Origin of the sequence: Actinopolyspora sp. BKK2, assembly GCF_011291845.1 — a bacterium.
Classification (GTDB): domain Bacteria; phylum Actinomycetota; class Actinomycetes; order Mycobacteriales; family Pseudonocardiaceae; genus Actinopolyspora; species Actinopolyspora saharensis.
In genome coordinates this window covers 626,554-642,439 of the sequence record NZ_JAANTE010000001.1, presented here as the reverse complement: position 1 = coordinate 642,439, position 15,886 = coordinate 626,554, and the positions used below count along the sequence as shown (strand labels likewise).

14 protein-coding genes and 1 pseudogene are annotated in these 15,886 nt (G+C 67.5%); 9 read left to right on the top strand and 6 right to left on the bottom strand.

The features are described 5' to 3' along the window. Window positions 1–110 precede the first annotated feature (110 nt). The 5 genes and pseudogenes from G9Q41_RS02875 (at window position 111) to G9Q41_RS02860 (ending at window position 9,957) form a co-directional block, all read left to right on the top strand. Complete coding sequence (locus G9Q41_RS02875) at window positions 111–1,106, top strand: hypothetical protein (RefSeq protein ID WP_165631352.1); 996 nt, start codon at window positions 111–113, stop codon at window positions 1,104–1,106. A 479-nt stretch (window positions 1,107–1,585) separates the two neighbouring features. After that, entirely contained in the window at window positions 1,586–4,741 is a 3,156-nt protein-coding gene (gene drmD / locus G9Q41_RS02870) for a DISARM system SNF2-like helicase DrmD (protein WP_165631353.1), read from the top strand. Beyond that, the gene (locus tag G9Q41_RS02865) at window positions 4,738–8,823 is read left to right on the top strand and encodes a type IIL restriction-modification enzyme MmeI (protein ID WP_165631354.1); all 4,086 of its coding nucleotides are present in this window, start codon (window positions 4,738–4,740) and stop codon (window positions 8,821–8,823) included. The genes drmD and G9Q41_RS02865 overlap by 4 nt, the downstream gene beginning before the upstream one ends. A gap of 147 nt (window positions 8,824–8,970) precedes the next feature. After that, window positions 8,971–9,084 (top strand): annotated as a pseudogene (locus tag G9Q41_RS21725) (IS5/IS1182 family transposase); the annotation flags it as partial. 252 nt (window positions 9,085–9,336) lie between these two features. Next, entirely contained in the window at window positions 9,337–9,957 is a 621-nt protein-coding gene (locus G9Q41_RS02860; RefSeq protein ID WP_165631355.1) for a hypothetical protein, read from the top strand. Between the two features lie 163 nt (window positions 9,958–10,120). On the opposite strand, the gene G9Q41_RS02855 is transcribed toward G9Q41_RS02860, so the two are convergent. From G9Q41_RS02855 to G9Q41_RS02830, 6 genes are all read right to left on the bottom strand, one after another. After that, window positions 10,121–10,291, bottom strand: a complete 171-nt coding sequence (locus tag G9Q41_RS02855) for a hypothetical protein (protein WP_165631356.1) — start codon at window positions 10,289–10,291, stop codon at window positions 10,121–10,123. A gap of 133 nt (window positions 10,292–10,424) precedes the next feature. Beyond that, window positions 10,425–11,078, bottom strand: coding sequence for a hypothetical protein (locus tag G9Q41_RS02850; protein WP_242687017.1), 654 nt, complete (start codon window positions 11,076–11,078; stop codon window positions 10,425–10,427). A gap of 19 nt (window positions 11,079–11,097) precedes the next feature. Further along, on the bottom strand, window positions 11,098–11,751 hold the full coding sequence (locus G9Q41_RS02845; RefSeq protein ID WP_242687016.1) for a hypothetical protein: 654 nt from the start codon (window positions 11,749–11,751) through the stop codon (window positions 11,098–11,100). A 42-nt stretch (window positions 11,752–11,793) separates the two neighbouring features. Continuing rightward, window positions 11,794–12,351: a hypothetical protein gene (locus G9Q41_RS02840; protein ID WP_165631357.1), complete on the bottom strand. Its 558-nt coding sequence runs from the start codon at window positions 12,349–12,351 to the stop codon at window positions 11,794–11,796. 69 nt (window positions 12,352–12,420) lie between these two features. Continuing rightward, entirely contained in the window at window positions 12,421–12,612 is a 192-nt protein-coding gene (locus G9Q41_RS02835) for a DUF397 domain-containing protein (protein WP_165631358.1), read from the bottom strand. Next, window positions 12,609–13,460 (bottom strand): helix-turn-helix transcriptional regulator, encoded by an 852-nt coding sequence (locus G9Q41_RS02830; protein ID WP_165631359.1) that lies wholly within the window; start codon window positions 13,458–13,460, stop codon window positions 12,609–12,611. The genes G9Q41_RS02835 and G9Q41_RS02830 overlap by 4 nt, the downstream gene beginning before the upstream one ends. A gap of 160 nt (window positions 13,461–13,620) precedes the next feature. Between G9Q41_RS02830 and G9Q41_RS02825 the strand changes: the two genes are divergently transcribed. The 4 genes from G9Q41_RS02825 to G9Q41_RS02815 all read left to right on the top strand — a co-directional run bounded on the left by G9Q41_RS02825 (window position 13,621) and on the right by G9Q41_RS02815 (window position 15,866). Continuing rightward, window positions 13,621–13,998: a hypothetical protein gene (locus G9Q41_RS02825; protein ID WP_165631360.1), complete on the top strand. Its 378-nt coding sequence runs from the start codon at window positions 13,621–13,623 to the stop codon at window positions 13,996–13,998. Window positions 13,999–14,141: 143 nt separating this feature from the next. Beyond that, window positions 14,142–15,335, top strand: coding sequence for a HipA domain-containing protein (locus G9Q41_RS02820; RefSeq protein ID WP_165631361.1), 1,194 nt, complete (start codon window positions 14,142–14,144; stop codon window positions 15,333–15,335). 124 nt (window positions 15,336–15,459) lie between these two features. Beyond that, window positions 15,460–15,594, top strand: coding sequence for a hypothetical protein (locus tag G9Q41_RS22220; RefSeq protein ID WP_278250764.1), 135 nt, complete (start codon window positions 15,460–15,462; stop codon window positions 15,592–15,594). 71 nt (window positions 15,595–15,665) lie between these two features. After that, window positions 15,666–15,866: a hypothetical protein gene (locus G9Q41_RS02815; RefSeq protein ID WP_165631362.1), complete on the top strand. Its 201-nt coding sequence runs from the start codon at window positions 15,666–15,668 to the stop codon at window positions 15,864–15,866. Window positions 15,867–15,886 lie beyond the last annotated feature (20 nt).

Sequence of the window (15,886 nt, the reverse complement as noted above, 5' to 3'; positions counted from 1 at the left end):
CGCGCGGTTCTTGGTGTCCCGCACCGCCGCGTCGCCGTCGGCCGCAATGCCTGAACTTCCCCAGGCGGAGAGGTATCGTCAACACGCCATCGTCGACATGAGGGGCTGTGATGGCCGACCGGACGTTGATCGCCGTCGCCGACTCCGTGCAGCTCTCCCGAGAGGCCGAAGGCCCCGCAGGCGGTCCCGAGACCCGCGAGCACCTGCGACAAGCGGTGAACTACTACACCAACCACTACGGTCGTTACGCGCCCAGCGTGTTGGCTGACGAGATTCACCGTGTTCGGCGGCTGATCGTCGATATGCTCACCGTCTCCCAGCGCGAGCGCGACCGGACCGAACTGCGGCGGCTGGCCGGATGGCTGTCCGCGCTGCTGGGGAACCTGGCCTTCCACCGTGCCGACTACGCCGGGGCCCACACCCATCTCGGTACGGCCTGCGGATTGGGCACCAGCATTGGCGAAAACCGCCTGACCGGATGGACTCTCGGAGCCCGATCCATGGTCGCCGGTTTCGAACATCGCCCGGACGACGCGCTGGACCTGGCCGCTCAGGCCCACGAGTACGCCACCACCCCGCTGCACACCGCCCAGATCGCCGCCTGGTGCGAGCTGCGTGCCCTGGCCGCACTCGGTCGCCGCGCCGACGCGACCGCGGCCGCTACCCGGGCCCAGCAAGCCATGGACTCCGCCGAGGACGAGCCAGGACGCTTCGGATTCGACCGGGCCGAACTGCACCAACATCTCGCCGAAGCCACACTGCGTCTCGGTGACACCCACCAGGCCGCGAGCCATGCCGACGCCGCTCGTTCACTGAAAACGACCGGATCGGGAGGATGGGCCGCTGCCATCGTCATTCGTGCCCGTGCGGCCGCCGCCGACCACGCCCCGTCCGACGCCAACGCACTGGCCACATTGGTACTCGACACCGTGCCGCCGGATCATCTGCGGGAAACCACACGGCAGCGTCTGATCGCTCTCGATCAAGACCTTCAGGCGCAGCGCTGGCCCGGCACGGACGCATCCGAGCTGCACGAGCGACTCCGTGCCTTGCCCGCTCATCCCTCGGCGCGACGCTCCAGTCCCGAACCAAACGGAGATGACTAGCCGTACCACGGCTGCAAGCAAGCAGCCCCCGGTTGTCTCAGTGGGGACCGCCGCACTGCTGCCCGCGACCGCGCCCGGGCACAGCCGAGCCGAGGCGGAGACGGGGATTCTCGCCGATCGTGATCGGGGTAGTACGCTGTGCGACGTCGCCGTTCGGGCGAGTGGGGGCGTGTTCGACGCAGCGATGGTGGTCCTGGGGGCGAGCGGGCGGGGGATGTGACCACGGCCGAGGTGCGCGCTGCTGCGTGGCGTGGTGAAACGAATCGCGCGGCCGTGGCGACTTCCCCCGGAGAACAATCGCGCGCAGCGGATTCGCGACGTACTCCCGGCGAGTGCCGACCGTGTCCGGTCGCGCCGTCCGCTTTCGTTGTGAACTCGATACACAAACTCGGTGACTGAAAGATCGACAGTCAGTAGGCTTTCGGTCGGTCGCAGCCACGCGACAGCTGTGGGGAGCACAACCCGGTCGAGGGAAGTCGATGACAACGACGAGTAGTGAAGGCCTGGAAACCGGCGCGCTGGTGTCGGTCCGGGGGCAGAAGTGGGTCGTCAGCGAGATCGACCAGGCCGACAGCAGCACCCTGGTGGGGCTGCAGAGCGTCGAGGACGGCCGCTACGGCGAGACGCTGGAGGTGCTCTGGGAGCTCGAACCCGGCAGGCAGGTGCTGCCCGCGGGCTCGCTGCCGGAGCTGCCCGCCGGGGACTTCGACCCGCCGGAACGGCTGGCCGCGTTCCTGGACGCGGTGCGCTGGTCGGCGGTGACCTCGGCCGATGTCAAAACCCTGCAGGCCCCGTTCCGCTCGGGGGTGGCCATCGAGGACTACCAGCTCGAACCGGTCGCCCGCGCCATGGACTCCCCGCGCGTGAACCTGCTGCTGGCCGACGACGTGGGCCTGGGCAAGACCGTCGAGGCCGGGCTGGTGGCCCAGGAGCTGCTGCTGCGGCAGCGCAGCAAGCGGATCATGATCGTCTGCCCGGCCGGGTTGACCGCCAAGTGGCGCGACGAGATGGCCGAGAAGTTCGGCCTGGACTTCACGATCATCGATTCGGAGTGTTGCGCGCAGGTGCGCCGCGAGTACGGCAGCGCTGCCAACCCGTTCAACATCTTCCCCAGGGCCATCGTCAGCCTGCCCTGGCTGCGCGGGGCGAAGGCCCAGCGGCTGCTGGGCGAGGTGCTGCCCGCAGGCGGTCCCACCTATCCGCGCACCTTCGACCTGCTCATCCTCGACGAGGCCCACCACGTCGCCCCGGCCGCGCCGAAGCAGGTCTATGCCGTCGACTCGCAGCAGACCAAGCTGATCCGCACGCTGGCCCCGCACTTCACGCACCGGCTGTTCCTGTCGGCCACCCCGCACAACGGTTATCAGGCCTCGTTCACCGCGCTGCTGGAGATCCTCGACGACCAGCGTTTCGCCCGGGGTGTGGAGCCGGACGGCAAGGCCGTGGACGAGACGGTGGTGCGGCGGCTGAAGAGCGAGATCACCGACGCCGACGGCACTCCGCGCTTCGCCGAACGCCACGCCACGGCGATCCCGGTGCAGTACCCGGACAGCGAGCGCGAGATCCACGGCCTGCTGCGCCGGTTCTCCGAGCTACGCCGCGGCAAGCTCGACTCCCGCAGCGGGCGCAAGGCCACCGATCTGGTGACGCTGCTGCTGAAGAAGCGCCTGTTCTCCAGCCCAGCGGCGTTCGCCCACACCGTGCGGGTGTATCTGGACACGCTGCGCTCGCGGTCCGGCTCGTCCTCGGCCGGCGACGAGGTTCCCGAGTGGATGGAGGACTTCTTCGACGAGCTGGCCACCTACGACGACGAGCGCCTGGCCGAGGCCGAGGACGACGCGCTGGACCGCACCCGCCCGCTGCAGCCGGACGCCGAACAGGACGAGGTCGGGCTGCTGGAGCGCATGGAGGAGTGGGCGCTGTCCCACGAGGCCCAGCCGGACGCCAAGGCCCGCGAGCTGATCAACTACCTCGAGGCCGTGTGCAAACCGGACCGGGACTGGACCAACGAGCGCGTGGTGGTGTTCACCGAGTACCGCGACACCCAGCAGTGGTTGGCCAACCTGCTGCGCCAGGAGGGCCTCGGCGGCACCGCCCTGGCCGAGCTGCACGGCGGCATGAGCACCGACGACCGCGAGCGGCTGCGGGTGGCGTTCCAGAAGCACCCCACCGAGCACCCGGTGCGCATCCTGCTGGCCACCGACGCCGCCAGCGAGGGCATCGACCTGCAGCGGCACTGCCACCGGCTGGTCAACTACGACATCCCGTTCAACCCGAACAAGCTGGAACAGCGCATCGGCCGCATCGACCGCTACGGGCAGAACAACACTCCCGAGATCCGGCACTTCGTCGGCACCGGCTGGGACCGCGAGGTCGACTCCTACGAGGCCGATCTGGAGTTCCTGTCCCGCGTGGCGGGCAAGGTCGCCCGCATGGAGGAGGACCTGGGCTCGGTCAACGCGGTGCTGTCGGACAAGGTGCAGCGCCGGATGCTGGGCGAGTCGGTCCGCGACGACGAGGTGGACAACGCCGGGGCGGGCTCCGGCGCGAAGCGGGACGCGCTGGTGTCCGAGTCGAACGTGGGCGAGCAGGTCCGCAAGCTGCGCAGCAATCTGGACCAGACCGTGGACAAGCTCGGCACCACCCCGCGCCGCGTCAAGCGCGTGGTCGACACCGCGCTGGAGCTGGCGCGCCAGCAGCCGCTGCGCGAGCACGTCGACGACAAGCACGCCGCCGAGGGGATGTACGACGTGCCCGCGCTGACCGGTTCCTGGTCGCGGGCCACCGAGGGGCTGACCGAGAAGCCCGCGGACACCGAGCGGGGGAGCCGTCAGCAGCAGCCGCGCCAGCTGCCGGTGACCTTCGACCCGGCGGTGGCCGAGGGCCGCGACGACGTGGTGCTGGCGCACCTGAACCACCCGCTGGTGTCCATGTCGACCGGGCTGCTGCGCTCGGCGGTGTCCAACGAGGACACCGGGTTGAAGCGGGTGACCGCGGTGGTCAGCGATGACGACCGGCTGGAGGACGTGCTGGTCGGGGCCTACTCGCGGTTCGTGCTGGTCGGCGCCGACGGGGTGCGGCTGCACGAGGAGGTGCTCTACGCGGGCGGCTGGGCCCCGGCCAACGGGCGGTTCCGCAGGCTGGAGAACCTCACCACGCTCGGCGGCATCCTGGATCGCGCGTTGAGCGAGGGCACCCCGGTGCCGCCGCCGGTGTGGAACCGGATCGCGGACCGCTGGCCGAAGGTGCGGGACGGGCTGCTGTCGGCGATCGACTGGCGCACCCGCACCAGGCAGGAGTCGCTGCGGCGTACGCTGGCCCAGCGCGAGCAGGCCGAGCGCGAGCGCATCAACACCGTCATCGACCAGTTCGCGGCCACGCTGCGGGCCAAGTTGGCCGAGGACGAGGACGCGGCCGAGGAGGCGTTGTTCAGCCGTGCCGACGTCACCCGCAGCAGGGAGGAACGCGCCCAGTACCGCCGGGACCGGCAGAAGTGGCAGGACCGGCTGGACCAGCTCGCCACCGAGCGGGACCGGGAGCTGGGCGTGATCGCCGAGCGGTATCGCGAGCAGGAGCCGCACCGCTTTCCCGTGGCCGTGGTCGTTGTCGTGCCGAAGCGAGAGGTAACCCGTTGAGTCGCACATCTTTCCGCCCGAAGGCGCCCGACGTCGCCGAGCAGCACCGCGAGTGGCTGGACCTGATCGAGGTCAGCGGCCCGTTCCTCTCGCTGCCGGTGCTCAAGCGAACCTGGCCGAACGGGCTGGACGCGCTGGACAAGTCCGTCCGGCAGCGGCTGCGCCGCGAGCACACCACTTGGCAGGCCGACACGGTTTCCGGCCAGCGGGCCTGGATCGACTACGTGCTCGGCGAGCTGCTCGGCTGGGGCGAGCAGCTGTGCCGGGAGGGGCTGGACGCGCTGGGGCTGGAGGTGGCCGAGCATGACACCCTGCTGGAGCCGTCCTTCGCCCTGGTCGAACCGGGCGAGGAGGTCAAGCCGGAGGCGGTGCGGCTGCTGGGCATGGTCTGCGAGCCGGGGCAGCGCCCGACCGCGCGGATTCCCGGCTCGGCCTGGGCGGCCACCCCGGCCGACCGGCTGGCGCAGCTGTGCCGCCACCACGGGGTGGAGCTGGGGCTGGTCACCGACGGCCGCTGGTGGGTGCTGGTGCGTGCCCCGCGTTCCGGGGTGACCACCACGGCCGTGTTCGACGCGGTGCCGTGGCCGGAGGCGGCCGAGCGGGACGTGGTGCGCGCGTTCGTCTCGCTGCTGGGGCGCAAGCGGTTCTTCGCGGTGCCGGAGGGCGAGCGGCTGCCCGCGCTGCTGTCCGACAGCGAGGGCTCCCAGGAGGAGATCACCGAGGCGCTGGGCGTGCAGGTGCGCGAGGCGGTGGAGCTGCTGGTGGCCGCGTTCGGCCGGGCCAGCACGCGCCAGCGCGAGCGCGGCGAGTCCGAGCTGGACGCGGTGGCCGCCCACGAGGTCTACCGCGGTGCGGTGTCGGTGATGATGCGCGTGGTGTTCCTGTTGTTCGCCGAGGAGCGCAGGCTGCTGCCCTCGGACAACGAGCTGTACGCCACCACCTACTCGGCCGGGCGGCTCTACGCCGAGCTGGAGCAGCGCAAGCTGGACTCCAGCGAGGAGGACCTGGAGCACAGCTCCACCGGCTGGCACCGGTTGCTGGCGCTGTTTGAGGCCGTCTACCGGGGGGTGAGCCACCCGAGGCTGACGATGCACCCGCACGACGGTTCGCTGTTCGACCCGGAGGCCTTCCCGTGGCTGCCGTTGAACATCGACGACCGCACCGTGCTGCACGTGCTGCGGGCGGTGCAGCACGTGCAGGTGGGCACCGGCAAGTCGCGGGAGCGGCGCACCCTGTCGTTCCGCTCGCTGGACGTGGAGCAGATCGGCTATGTCTACGAGGGCCTGCTGTCCTACGACGGGTTCCGCGCCGAGGACACCACCGTGGGGCTGGTCGGCAAGCGCGGTCAGGAGGCCGAGGTGCCGCTGCGGCGGCTGGAGGAGCTGGCCGCGGGCAGTGCGGACACGGACGAGCTGGCGGCGGCGCTGCACAAGGAGTTCAAGGACTCCGGCATCGGCACGGCCAGGAAGCTGGCCAAGCAGCTGGCCCCGCCGGAGGCGGTCGAGCGGGAGGAGCGGCGCAAGAAGCTGCTCGACGTCACCCGGGGCGATTCCGCGCTGGCCGAGCGGCTGCTGCCGTTCCAGGGCGTGATCCGCGACGATCTGCGTGAGCTGCCGGTGGTGGTGCTGCCGGGCGAGCTGTTCGTCACCGAGTCGCCGCTGCGGGCCAACACCGGCACGCACTACACCCCGCGGTTTTTGGCCGAGGACGTGGTGCGCCACGCGCTGGAGCCGCTGGTCTACGAGCCGGGGCCGTTGAGCACGGCCGAGCAGCGCGAGTGGAAGCTCAAGTCCAGCGACGAGATCCTGAAGCTGAAGGTCGCCGACATCGCGATGGGCTCGGCGGCGTTCCTGGTGGCGGCGGCGCGGTATCTGGGCGGCAAGCTGCTGGAGGCCTGGATCGCCGAGGACGACGAGCGGGTGCGCGACTACCGGCCCACCGAGTACTCCGGTGACGGCGAGGAGGAGCCGGTGGTGGTGGAGGCGCGCAGGCAGGTGATCGAGCACTGCCTGTACGGGGCCGACATCAACCCGATGGCGGTGGAGATGGCCAAGCTCTCGCTGTGGCTGGTGTCCATGGATCCGCAGCGGCCGTTCACCTTCCTCGACGACAGGTTGGTGGCCGGGGACTCGCTGCTGGGCATCACCTCGCTGGAGCAGCTGGAGTACATGCACCTGGATGCCCGGAAGGGGCGGGCGATCCACGAGCGGTCCCCTGTGGACTTCACCGCCAATGTTCGCTCGCTGGTGTCCGAGGTGGCCGAGCAGCGTCGTGAACTGCGCGAGATCGACGGCACCACGATAGAGGGCCTGGACCGCAAGCGGGCGCTGTTGGCCGAGGCCAACCTCAAAGGCAGGCAGGCCGAGCTGGCCGCCGATCTGGCAGTGGGCGCGGCTCTGGCCTACGCGGGTAAGGGCGAGAAGGGTCTGCGCGACGGCTCCATCGCCGCGGCCGACTATGCGCGCAAGCTCGACACCGCCGAGGCGGATGCTCGCAGGCAGGCCCGCGAGTGGCTGGACACCGACCTGCCGCAGGGCAACTTCCGCCGTGAGGCCCTGCACTGGCCCTTGGTCTTCCCCGAGGTCTTCGAGAACGGTGGTTTCGATGCCGTGGTCGGTAATCCGCCGTTCCTGGGGGGAAAGAAGATCAGCGGTCCGTTGGGTTCGGCGTACCGCGAATACCTGGTGACCGCATTGGCGGGCGGTGTGAAAGGAAACGCCGACCTAATCGCCTACTTCACTTTGCAGGCTCACACCGTACTCAACAACGGTGGACAAACTGGACTGATCGCCACGAACACCTTGGCTCAGGGGGATACCCGCGAGGTCGGACTGGATCAAGTAACGGATGCCGGAGTAACGATCCGCCGCTCGATCAAGAGCGCTCCCTGGCCGTCCAAGAGCGCGGCGTTGGAGTACTGCGCGGTGTGGACCACCTGTGCTGAGCTGAGCGAACAGGCCCGTCGAGTAGCCGATGGAGCCGTGGTGGACGGCATCACGCCTTCACTCGATGTCGAATCCCGCGTGACCGGTAATCCGGAGAGACTTGCTAGTAGTCGTGGCATCGGGTTCATCGGTTCGTACGTGCTGGGTAAGGGATTCGTTGTGCGGCCCGAACAGGCCGCCGCCATGGTTGAGAACGATCCCAGCAACGGCGAGGTACTCTTCCCTTACCTCAACGGAGATGACCTTAACTCGCGTGCTGATTGTGCTGCCAGTAGATGGGTGATCAACTTCTATGATTGGTCCGAGGAGAAATCTAGACGGTACCAAGAACCCTACAGTCATGTCTTGAGTTCGGTTAAGCCAGAGCGTGATGAGAAGAGCGAAGAGGTTAGGAATTCTCCTTGGTGGCAATTTTGGAGGAGGCGTCCAGATTTGCACCTAGCCATCGCTGGTCTGGACCGGGTAATGGTGCTCACGCTGGTGAGCAAGACCGCGATGCCGGTGATGGTGCCGACCGGGCAGGTGTTTTCACATATGCTCGGTGTTTTCGCCACCGAGGACACGGCGATGTTGTCCTTGTTGTCGAGCGCGCAGCACTTCTGGTGGGCGAAGACGCGTTCATCCTCGATGAAGACTGACCTCCGCTACACCCCCTCCGACGTTTTCGAGACCTTCCCGCTGCCGGAGCTCACCCAGGAGCTGCGGGATCTGGGTGACGAGCTGGATCGCTACCGCCGGGACGTGATGCTCTCCCGGGATTCGGGGCTGACCAAGACCTACAATCTGGTCTTCGATCCGGAGTGCACCGATTCGGACATCGTGGAGCTGCGGCGGATCCACCGCGAGATCGACGAGGCCACGGTACGCGCCTACGGCTGGCAGGACCGCATCGACGCGGTCGGCGGCCTGGATCACGGCTTCCACCCGGTGGGTCGCGAGACCCGCTACACCATCGGCCCGGCGGCCCAGCGCGAGATCCTGGACAGCCTGCTCGAACTCAACCACGAGCGCTACCAACAGGAGGTTGAGCAGGGCCTGCACGACAAGAAGAAGGGTTCCGCCAAGAAGGGCGCGTCCAAGAAGAGCACGCCCCGGAAGTCCGCCGACCCCGACGACGGTCAGGGAACCCTGCTGTGACGCCATCGTGCCCCGGTAGTTCCAGGCTCATTCTTCTGCCGGTGTGGTACCGCTCCACGTTTCCGGAGTGCTGCTCGGAGATGGGGAGTCCGCGATGGTCCGACGTCGAAGTCCGGGACGCGCTGCACCAGGCTGTCCGCCATGGGCTCGCCGGCCAACGCCCACGATCCCGAGTCCTGCCCCCTGGTCCACGCCATCCCGGCCGTCAACTCCCGACGGGGACCACCTCGGCGCGAGCCGGGCGAGCTCCACGACGACAAAAGCCTGTGCTCAGAGGCAGCTCCGCCGCTGGGTCAGCGAGCGCGGGTCCTGGTCCGCATCGCCCGCACCGGCATCGAACCGCACGAGGTGTTCGGCCGACGTCGGTGGAGCGCTGCGACGAGAGGCTCCCCACATGAGGCGCGCCGCGCGGAGCGGGGAGGCAGTCGAGACGGGGCAGAACCCCGCGACCGGTGATCGGATAATCTGGCGGGGATCGCCCGCAGGACAGCAGACCCCGGGAGTGCACTAGCGATGACCGATGCCCTGACTCTGGCGCAGTTACGCGAGGCGGTCGACCGGACAGTCGCCGCTGGTGCGGCACGCGTCACCCTGCACCTGGACTTCTCGCAGCACCGGGCGAAGTTCGACGCCGCCGTGCCGCAACGCCGCGGGATTCTGCCCTCTCTCGCCAGGGCGATCATCCGTCGCCTGCCCGGGGGCCTTGACGCCGAAGGGTTCCTCGACCTCGCGGGACGCCGCGCCATGTTCGACGAGGGACGTCTCGCGCTGCTGCAACTCGAAGACCGGGTGTGGACCGGACGTCCTGGCCGCGCGCTCGACTCCCTCGACTCCGAAGCACCACCGAAGTTCGTCACCCCGCTGTGGCTGTTCGACACGCTCACCGAGGTCACATCGCTGGAGGATCACGGAATCGACGACGACCCGACGCGGCCGTGGCGACACATCACCGCTCTGGCAACCGCGCAGGGCAACGACGAAACGGTCGAGGTGTGGCTCGACGACACGCACATCCGGCGACTCCGGCTCGCGCGAGACACGACGAGCATGACACTGGACGAGTTCGGCGTCGAAGTCGACGAGCTGGATTGGACGCGTCTGCCGAGCTATCAAGCAAACGCCGGCACGTCCTGATCGGGCCGCTTACCCGGGACGAGGAGAGCCGCGACGCCCACCGAGGTTGTTGCGACCTGCGCGGGGATGACCGGTACCTCGGTCGTCCCCGGCTTTCGTTTCTGGCCGCTCGTCTTACGACCCCACGTTCCATCGCAGCTGATCGCGCGATGCCATGGGGCTGCTACGTGCTGCTCCCGCGCTCCTGCAGTCCGGGAAGCGTCCGGTCACGTTTTCCCACTCCGGTCTCACTCGTGTCGGGAGCCGCCAAGACCAAGTGGAAAACGCTCAGTGCCTCGGCCGTGGACCGCAGCTTTTCGTGATCGGCCTCGATGTCGTCTCCGGCGCTGGTCATGCCTCAGTCCTCTTGCTCCGCGCCGTGTCGCAGGTGCGATGGCAGCGGCGTGTCCAAGCAGATCGTGTGCGCGCCCGCCTGCCGGCGAACCTCGCTCAACAGTCCGTTCGGAACCGGCACCGACGCCTGTTCGTCAGCCTTTCCGTGACTGGGGGCGGGGTACTTGGAATGCGCTGTGGACGAGGTTGTTGGTTTTGGCGCCGCCGGTGATGACGGAGTGCAGGATGCCGTTGTAGATCAGGTCCCACATGTCGCGGTCTTCTTGGATGTCGTCGGATTTGACCATGACTTTTCGGCTGCTGCTGTCGGTGAGGTCCAGGTGGATCGCGTTGCTGCGGTGCCTGGCCTTGATCTCGGTCAGCTCGTACAGGCGCACCCAGGCTCTGCCGACCTTGAGCCACTCGGCACCCACTGCGGCCTCCACTGATCGGAATATGCCGTAGATGCCAAGTGCGACCAGGACAAGCATGAGCCAGATGTACCAGAACTGCATCCATCGAATGTCGAATCCCTGCATGAGGGTCAGAGCGACAACAGAGATGACGAAGGCGATCACTCCGCCGGTGATGGCGCTGCGTTGGCTGTGGCGGTACCACTCCAGCATGCGTCCTTCGCCTTCGGGTGGGGTGGGCATGCGGCGAGTGGACTGATCCCGGTCGCGGTCCTGCTCCTTGGGGGGTTTGTTCTCTTTGTGGAAGCCGGGAGCGCGTGGTGGGCGAGGTTCTCCTGTGACGGGGTCGGGCTTGGGGGGCAACTCGGAGGCTGCGCGGAAGAGGTTGTCGGCCATGGCTACCTCACCATCCAGGTCAGCCTTCCCGTGACTGGGGGCGGGGTACTTGGAATGCGCTGTGGACGAGGTTGTTGGTTTTGGCGCCGCCGGTGATGACGGAGTGCAGGATGCCGTTGTAGATCAGGTCCCACATGTCGCGGTCTTCTTGGATGTCGTCGGATTTGACCATGACTTTTCGGCCGCTGCTGTCAGTGAGGTCCAGGTGGATCGCGTTGCTGCGGTGCCTGGCCTTGATCTCGGTCAGCTCGTACAGGCGCACCCAGGCTCTGCCGACCTTGAGCCACTCGGCACCCACTGCGGCCTCCACTGATCGGAACGAGCCATAGACGACAAAAGCCCCGGCGACGACGGCCAGCCAGACAGGCCAAAACTGCATCCAGGCCAAGCTGAAGCCCTGCGCCACAGTGATACCGAGAGCAATAATGACGAAGGCGATCACTCCGCCGGTGATGGCGCTGCATTGGCTGTGGCGGTACCACTCCAGCATGCGTCCTTCACCTTCGGGTGGGGTGGGCATGCGGCGAGTGGACTGATCCCGGTCGCGGTCCTGCTCCTTGGGGGGTTTGTTCTCTTTGTGGAAGCCGGGAGCGCGTGGTGGGCGAGGTTCTCCTGTGACGGGGTCGGGCTTGGGGGGCAACTCGGAGGCTGCGCGGAAGAGGTTGTCGGCCATGGCTACCTCACCATCCAGGTCAGGACTACAGCGGTGTGCGAGTCATTCTCCAGTGGCCGCGTCGACGCCCTGGCCGGCTGCCCAGCTGCCGATGAAGCCGCCGACAACACCGCCGACGACGGTGCCGACACCGGGACAGATGGCCGTGCCGATCGTGCCACCGACGTAGCCGCCAACGGCACCGCCGCCGAGGTTGGCCGCGGTGTCTTCGGTGGCCTCCCACGGGTCCTTGCCCATCATCACGTCCGTGACGCCGGAGCCGATCGTGAACGCTGTTCCGACGGCAGGCACCCCGCGGACGAGGTCCTTGCCGAGGCGGCCGACCTTGGAGGCCCCCTTGATGTAGCCGCTGGCATCGGCGGAGATGGCAGCGCGGGCCTTCGGCCCGATCGGGCCGCCCAGTTTCTGGGCCTTGGCGGCATCGCGGGCTGCCTCGTCGGCGTACTGCGTGCCCCTGGCAGCGGCGCGTTCGCCGAGTTCCCGCATCGCGGGGGAAGTGGAACTCGCGGCCCTGGCCTGCATGGTCTCGGCGGCGTCGTTCCACCTCTTCGGAAGTCCGACAGTCCGTGGTGGTTCGACTTCGAGCTGGCGGGGACGCAACTGCGGCGTGGTGGCCGCACCGGAGCGGGGGAGCGCCTCCGTGGCGGAGGCGCTGTGACCGTGTTCGGCTCAGCTGAACCGGCCGGTTTTCACCGCGTTCAGGAATGTCTGCCACTGCGTGCTGGTGGTGGTGAAGTAGCCGAGTGAACGGTCCTTGGTGTCCCGCACTGCCGCGCCGTCGCTGATCCGACCAACCTCGACGCAGCTGCTGTTCGGTCCGGATCGGCTGGACTTCCGCCATCCGCCTGGTATGGCCCTCACTGGGAGCTCCCTTCGAACTGGTCAGCTATCGAAGCCATGAGCTCTCTCGATTTCTCCGGGCTCATGGCCGCTTCCATGAGCGTATCCGTCTCCTCGCGATACGCTTTCACATCCTGGACGTCGTACAGGAAAGCCGGACCGCGAAAGTGCTCCAAATGTACGATCGGATCAGCTTTGGCGAATTCGTAGAACACGAACGCACCGTCGTGAACCAGCGTCCAACGCCGTATGGTGCTCGGAATAACACGAACCGTGATGTTTTCCTGCTGCGACAACGCGAGCACATGTCGCACTTGCTCTGCCATCGAGGCGTCGCTCCCGAACGGCTCGCGTAGTGCTCGTTCAGCCAGTATCACGTCAACCTGACGTGGAGTGTTCAACGAGGCTGCTCGTGCCATGCGTAGTTCGACACGAACATCCTGCTCGTCCGGTGGAAGGCTGATCATCATCTCCCGGGCGTAGGGCCGCGTTTGCATCGGACCGGGAATCAGTATCGGAGCCACGTGCAGGACTCGCTCGGCGGTCCTGTCGAATTCTGACAGTTCGATCAGATGACGGTGCAGCCCTTTGGAGCCGTCCACGATCATGTTCGGTGTGGTCGCTGTGGTGGCGAACTCCACGAGTTCGTCATATCTGGATCCAGTGACTCCGAGGGTTCCGGCAATACGGGCCACGTACTCGGGCTTCGGGGTGCGCTCACCCCGTTCGTACCGGGACACGGTGCCCTGCGAGACATCGAGGAGCTTCGCGAGCTCACGGACAGTCATGCCAGCTTGTTCGCGCAGTTCACGTAGTTCAGCTCCGAGAAGTCTCGCCTTGGGAGTGTGTCCGTCTCTGGCTCCGGCCATGAGCCAGATCCTAGGGGATCACAGCTCGACGTAAGTACACACGAATGAGCTATTGCCTGTTTGGATCCGGCGTCAGAGTCTGGATCCGGAAATAAAAACCTGCCGGTGCGGCCGCTGGACGTGGCTGTGCGGCAGTGGCGAAGCAGAGGGAGGACGCCGCGTGAACACCCCTGAAGCTGCCCTGGCAGCCCTGAACGACACGAATCGGGACGCGAGCACGTGCAACGCCATGACCTTGTATCGGGTGGTCAATCCGGATTCGCTGGGTTCGTACACCGAGTTGCTGCATCACGAGCCCACTGCGGCGCGGGTGGATGACCTCGCGGCGTGGCCGCGGCTGCGCGCGTGGGCGTTGGCCGTGCTCGATCGCACCGAGGAGCGGTTCGGGATGTATCAGATCGCGATCGTGCCGTTGAACCAGCGCGGCGATCCCGACGAGAACGCCTTTCACGATCTGATCGCCGCCGATGTCGACGTGGTCGAGGACTACCTGTGCTGGTCCGGATGCTCCGAACTCGTCCCCGCGCGGGAGGCGTGAAGCCGTCCGGTTCACTGAGGTGATCGCGTGGCGGAACCGCTCGTGACGGCGCGGGCTGCGAGAGGGAGTGGTCCGCGTCGGACGAACTGCGCTCGTCTCCTTCGTCGGACTCGGACGTGGGCACCGGATGGGGTGGGGGTGACATGACCGAAACCCGACGCGAGTACGGCGTGTGGCTGCGGCGGCACCACGTGGGAACGCTCAACCAGCGCGGCGACTACACCTGGTTCAGCCCGGATCCGGAATACCTCGCCGATCCGGAACGTCCGGTGCTGGGGCTGGTGTTCGAGGAAACCCCCGGAGCGCGACACAGCAGCGCGTTGCGGTTGCCGCCCTGGTTCTCCAACCTGCTGCCCGAGGGGCGGCTGCGGCAGTGGATCGCCGGGCAGCGTCACGTCTCGGGTGACCGGGAGATGGAACTGCTCGCCGAGGTCGGCCACGACCTGCCCGGTGCGGTGCGGGTGCTGCCCGAGGACAGTGCCCCGCAACGCGCAGCCGGAGATCTCGGTTTCTCGTTGGCCGGGGTCGCGTTGAAGTTCTCCATGCTCCGTGACGGTGACCGGCTCACTCTGCCCGCCTGCGGTCAGGGCGGCGACTGGATCGTCAAACCGCCCGACCCGTTTCACGCCGACGTCCCGCGCAACGAGTACGCGATGATGAGTCTGGCCGCGGCGGTCGGCATCGACGTTCCCGAAGTGCTGCTCGTTGACCGCGCCGACCTCGCCGGACTGCCATCCCACGCCTGGAGGAGTTCCGAGGAGCTGGCCTACGCGGTGCGGCGTTTCGACCGCGACGAGCAGCGCCGCCCCGTTCACATCGAGGACTTCGCCCAGCTGCGCAACACCTATCCGAATCAGAAGTACGAGGGCAGCTCCGAGACCGTCGCGTTCTTCGCCTACCGCTACCGGGATCTCGCCGCGCTGCGCGAGTTCGCCCGGCGGACGGCGTTCAACGTGCTCATCTCCAATGGTGACGCGCACCTGAAGAACTGGTCGCTGATCTACCGGGATCCGCGCATACCGACGTTGGCTCCGGCCTACGATCTGGTCTCCACTGCCCACTACCAGGACGCGGGGGACTTCGAGAACCTCGCGCTCAAGTTCGGCAAGACCAGGCGCTTCGACCGGATCAGCCTGGACACCTTCGAACGGCTCCAACGTCGTCTGCGCGTGCCGAGGGCGGGGCTTCCCGAGGTGGTTGCCGAGACCGTGGAACGGGCCCGGCGGGAATGGCCGCGATTCGCGCCGCTGCTCGACTCCAACCCCGCACTGCGGGACAGCATCGCCGCGAGCATCGAACAGCGCAGCACCACGCTGCTCGAGAGGACCACGGCGTGAGTGGGCACAACGCGGGGACAAGCTTCGCCACAACTTCGCCACGAGCTTCGCCACGAGCTTCGCCACAACTTCGCCACTGTGGTCGTAGTGGCGAAGCAGGTGGCGAAGCTGAGGTGGGCAATGCTTGACGACGAGCCGGCCGAGACCGCCACCCGACCCGTTCGCTGTCGGAGCGAGCCTGGCGCTGAAGCTCGGTAAGATCAGGCGCTTCGACCGGATCAGCCTGAACGTCTCCGACACCGGGGTGAGCCTGCTCTGAACCGCGAGTGCTCGAATTGTTCCCGCATTCCGGGCCAACGCGATGGCCGATGGGACTATGCTCTACATCCGGTGGACAACGATCTTCGCGACCCGGCGGACGGGAAGGTGTTCGAACGTGCTGAGCCGGCCGAGAGCCCGGCCGGTCGGTGCGCCACCGCCGAGCACCGCAACGACGCGGCGGGCTCCGCGGACGCCCAGCCACCGGGGGAACCGGTCGCAGGCGGTGCGGAGCAACCGCCCGGCGCTGCAACCGGAGTCGGCCCCGTGTGAGAGAAATCGACATGATCATC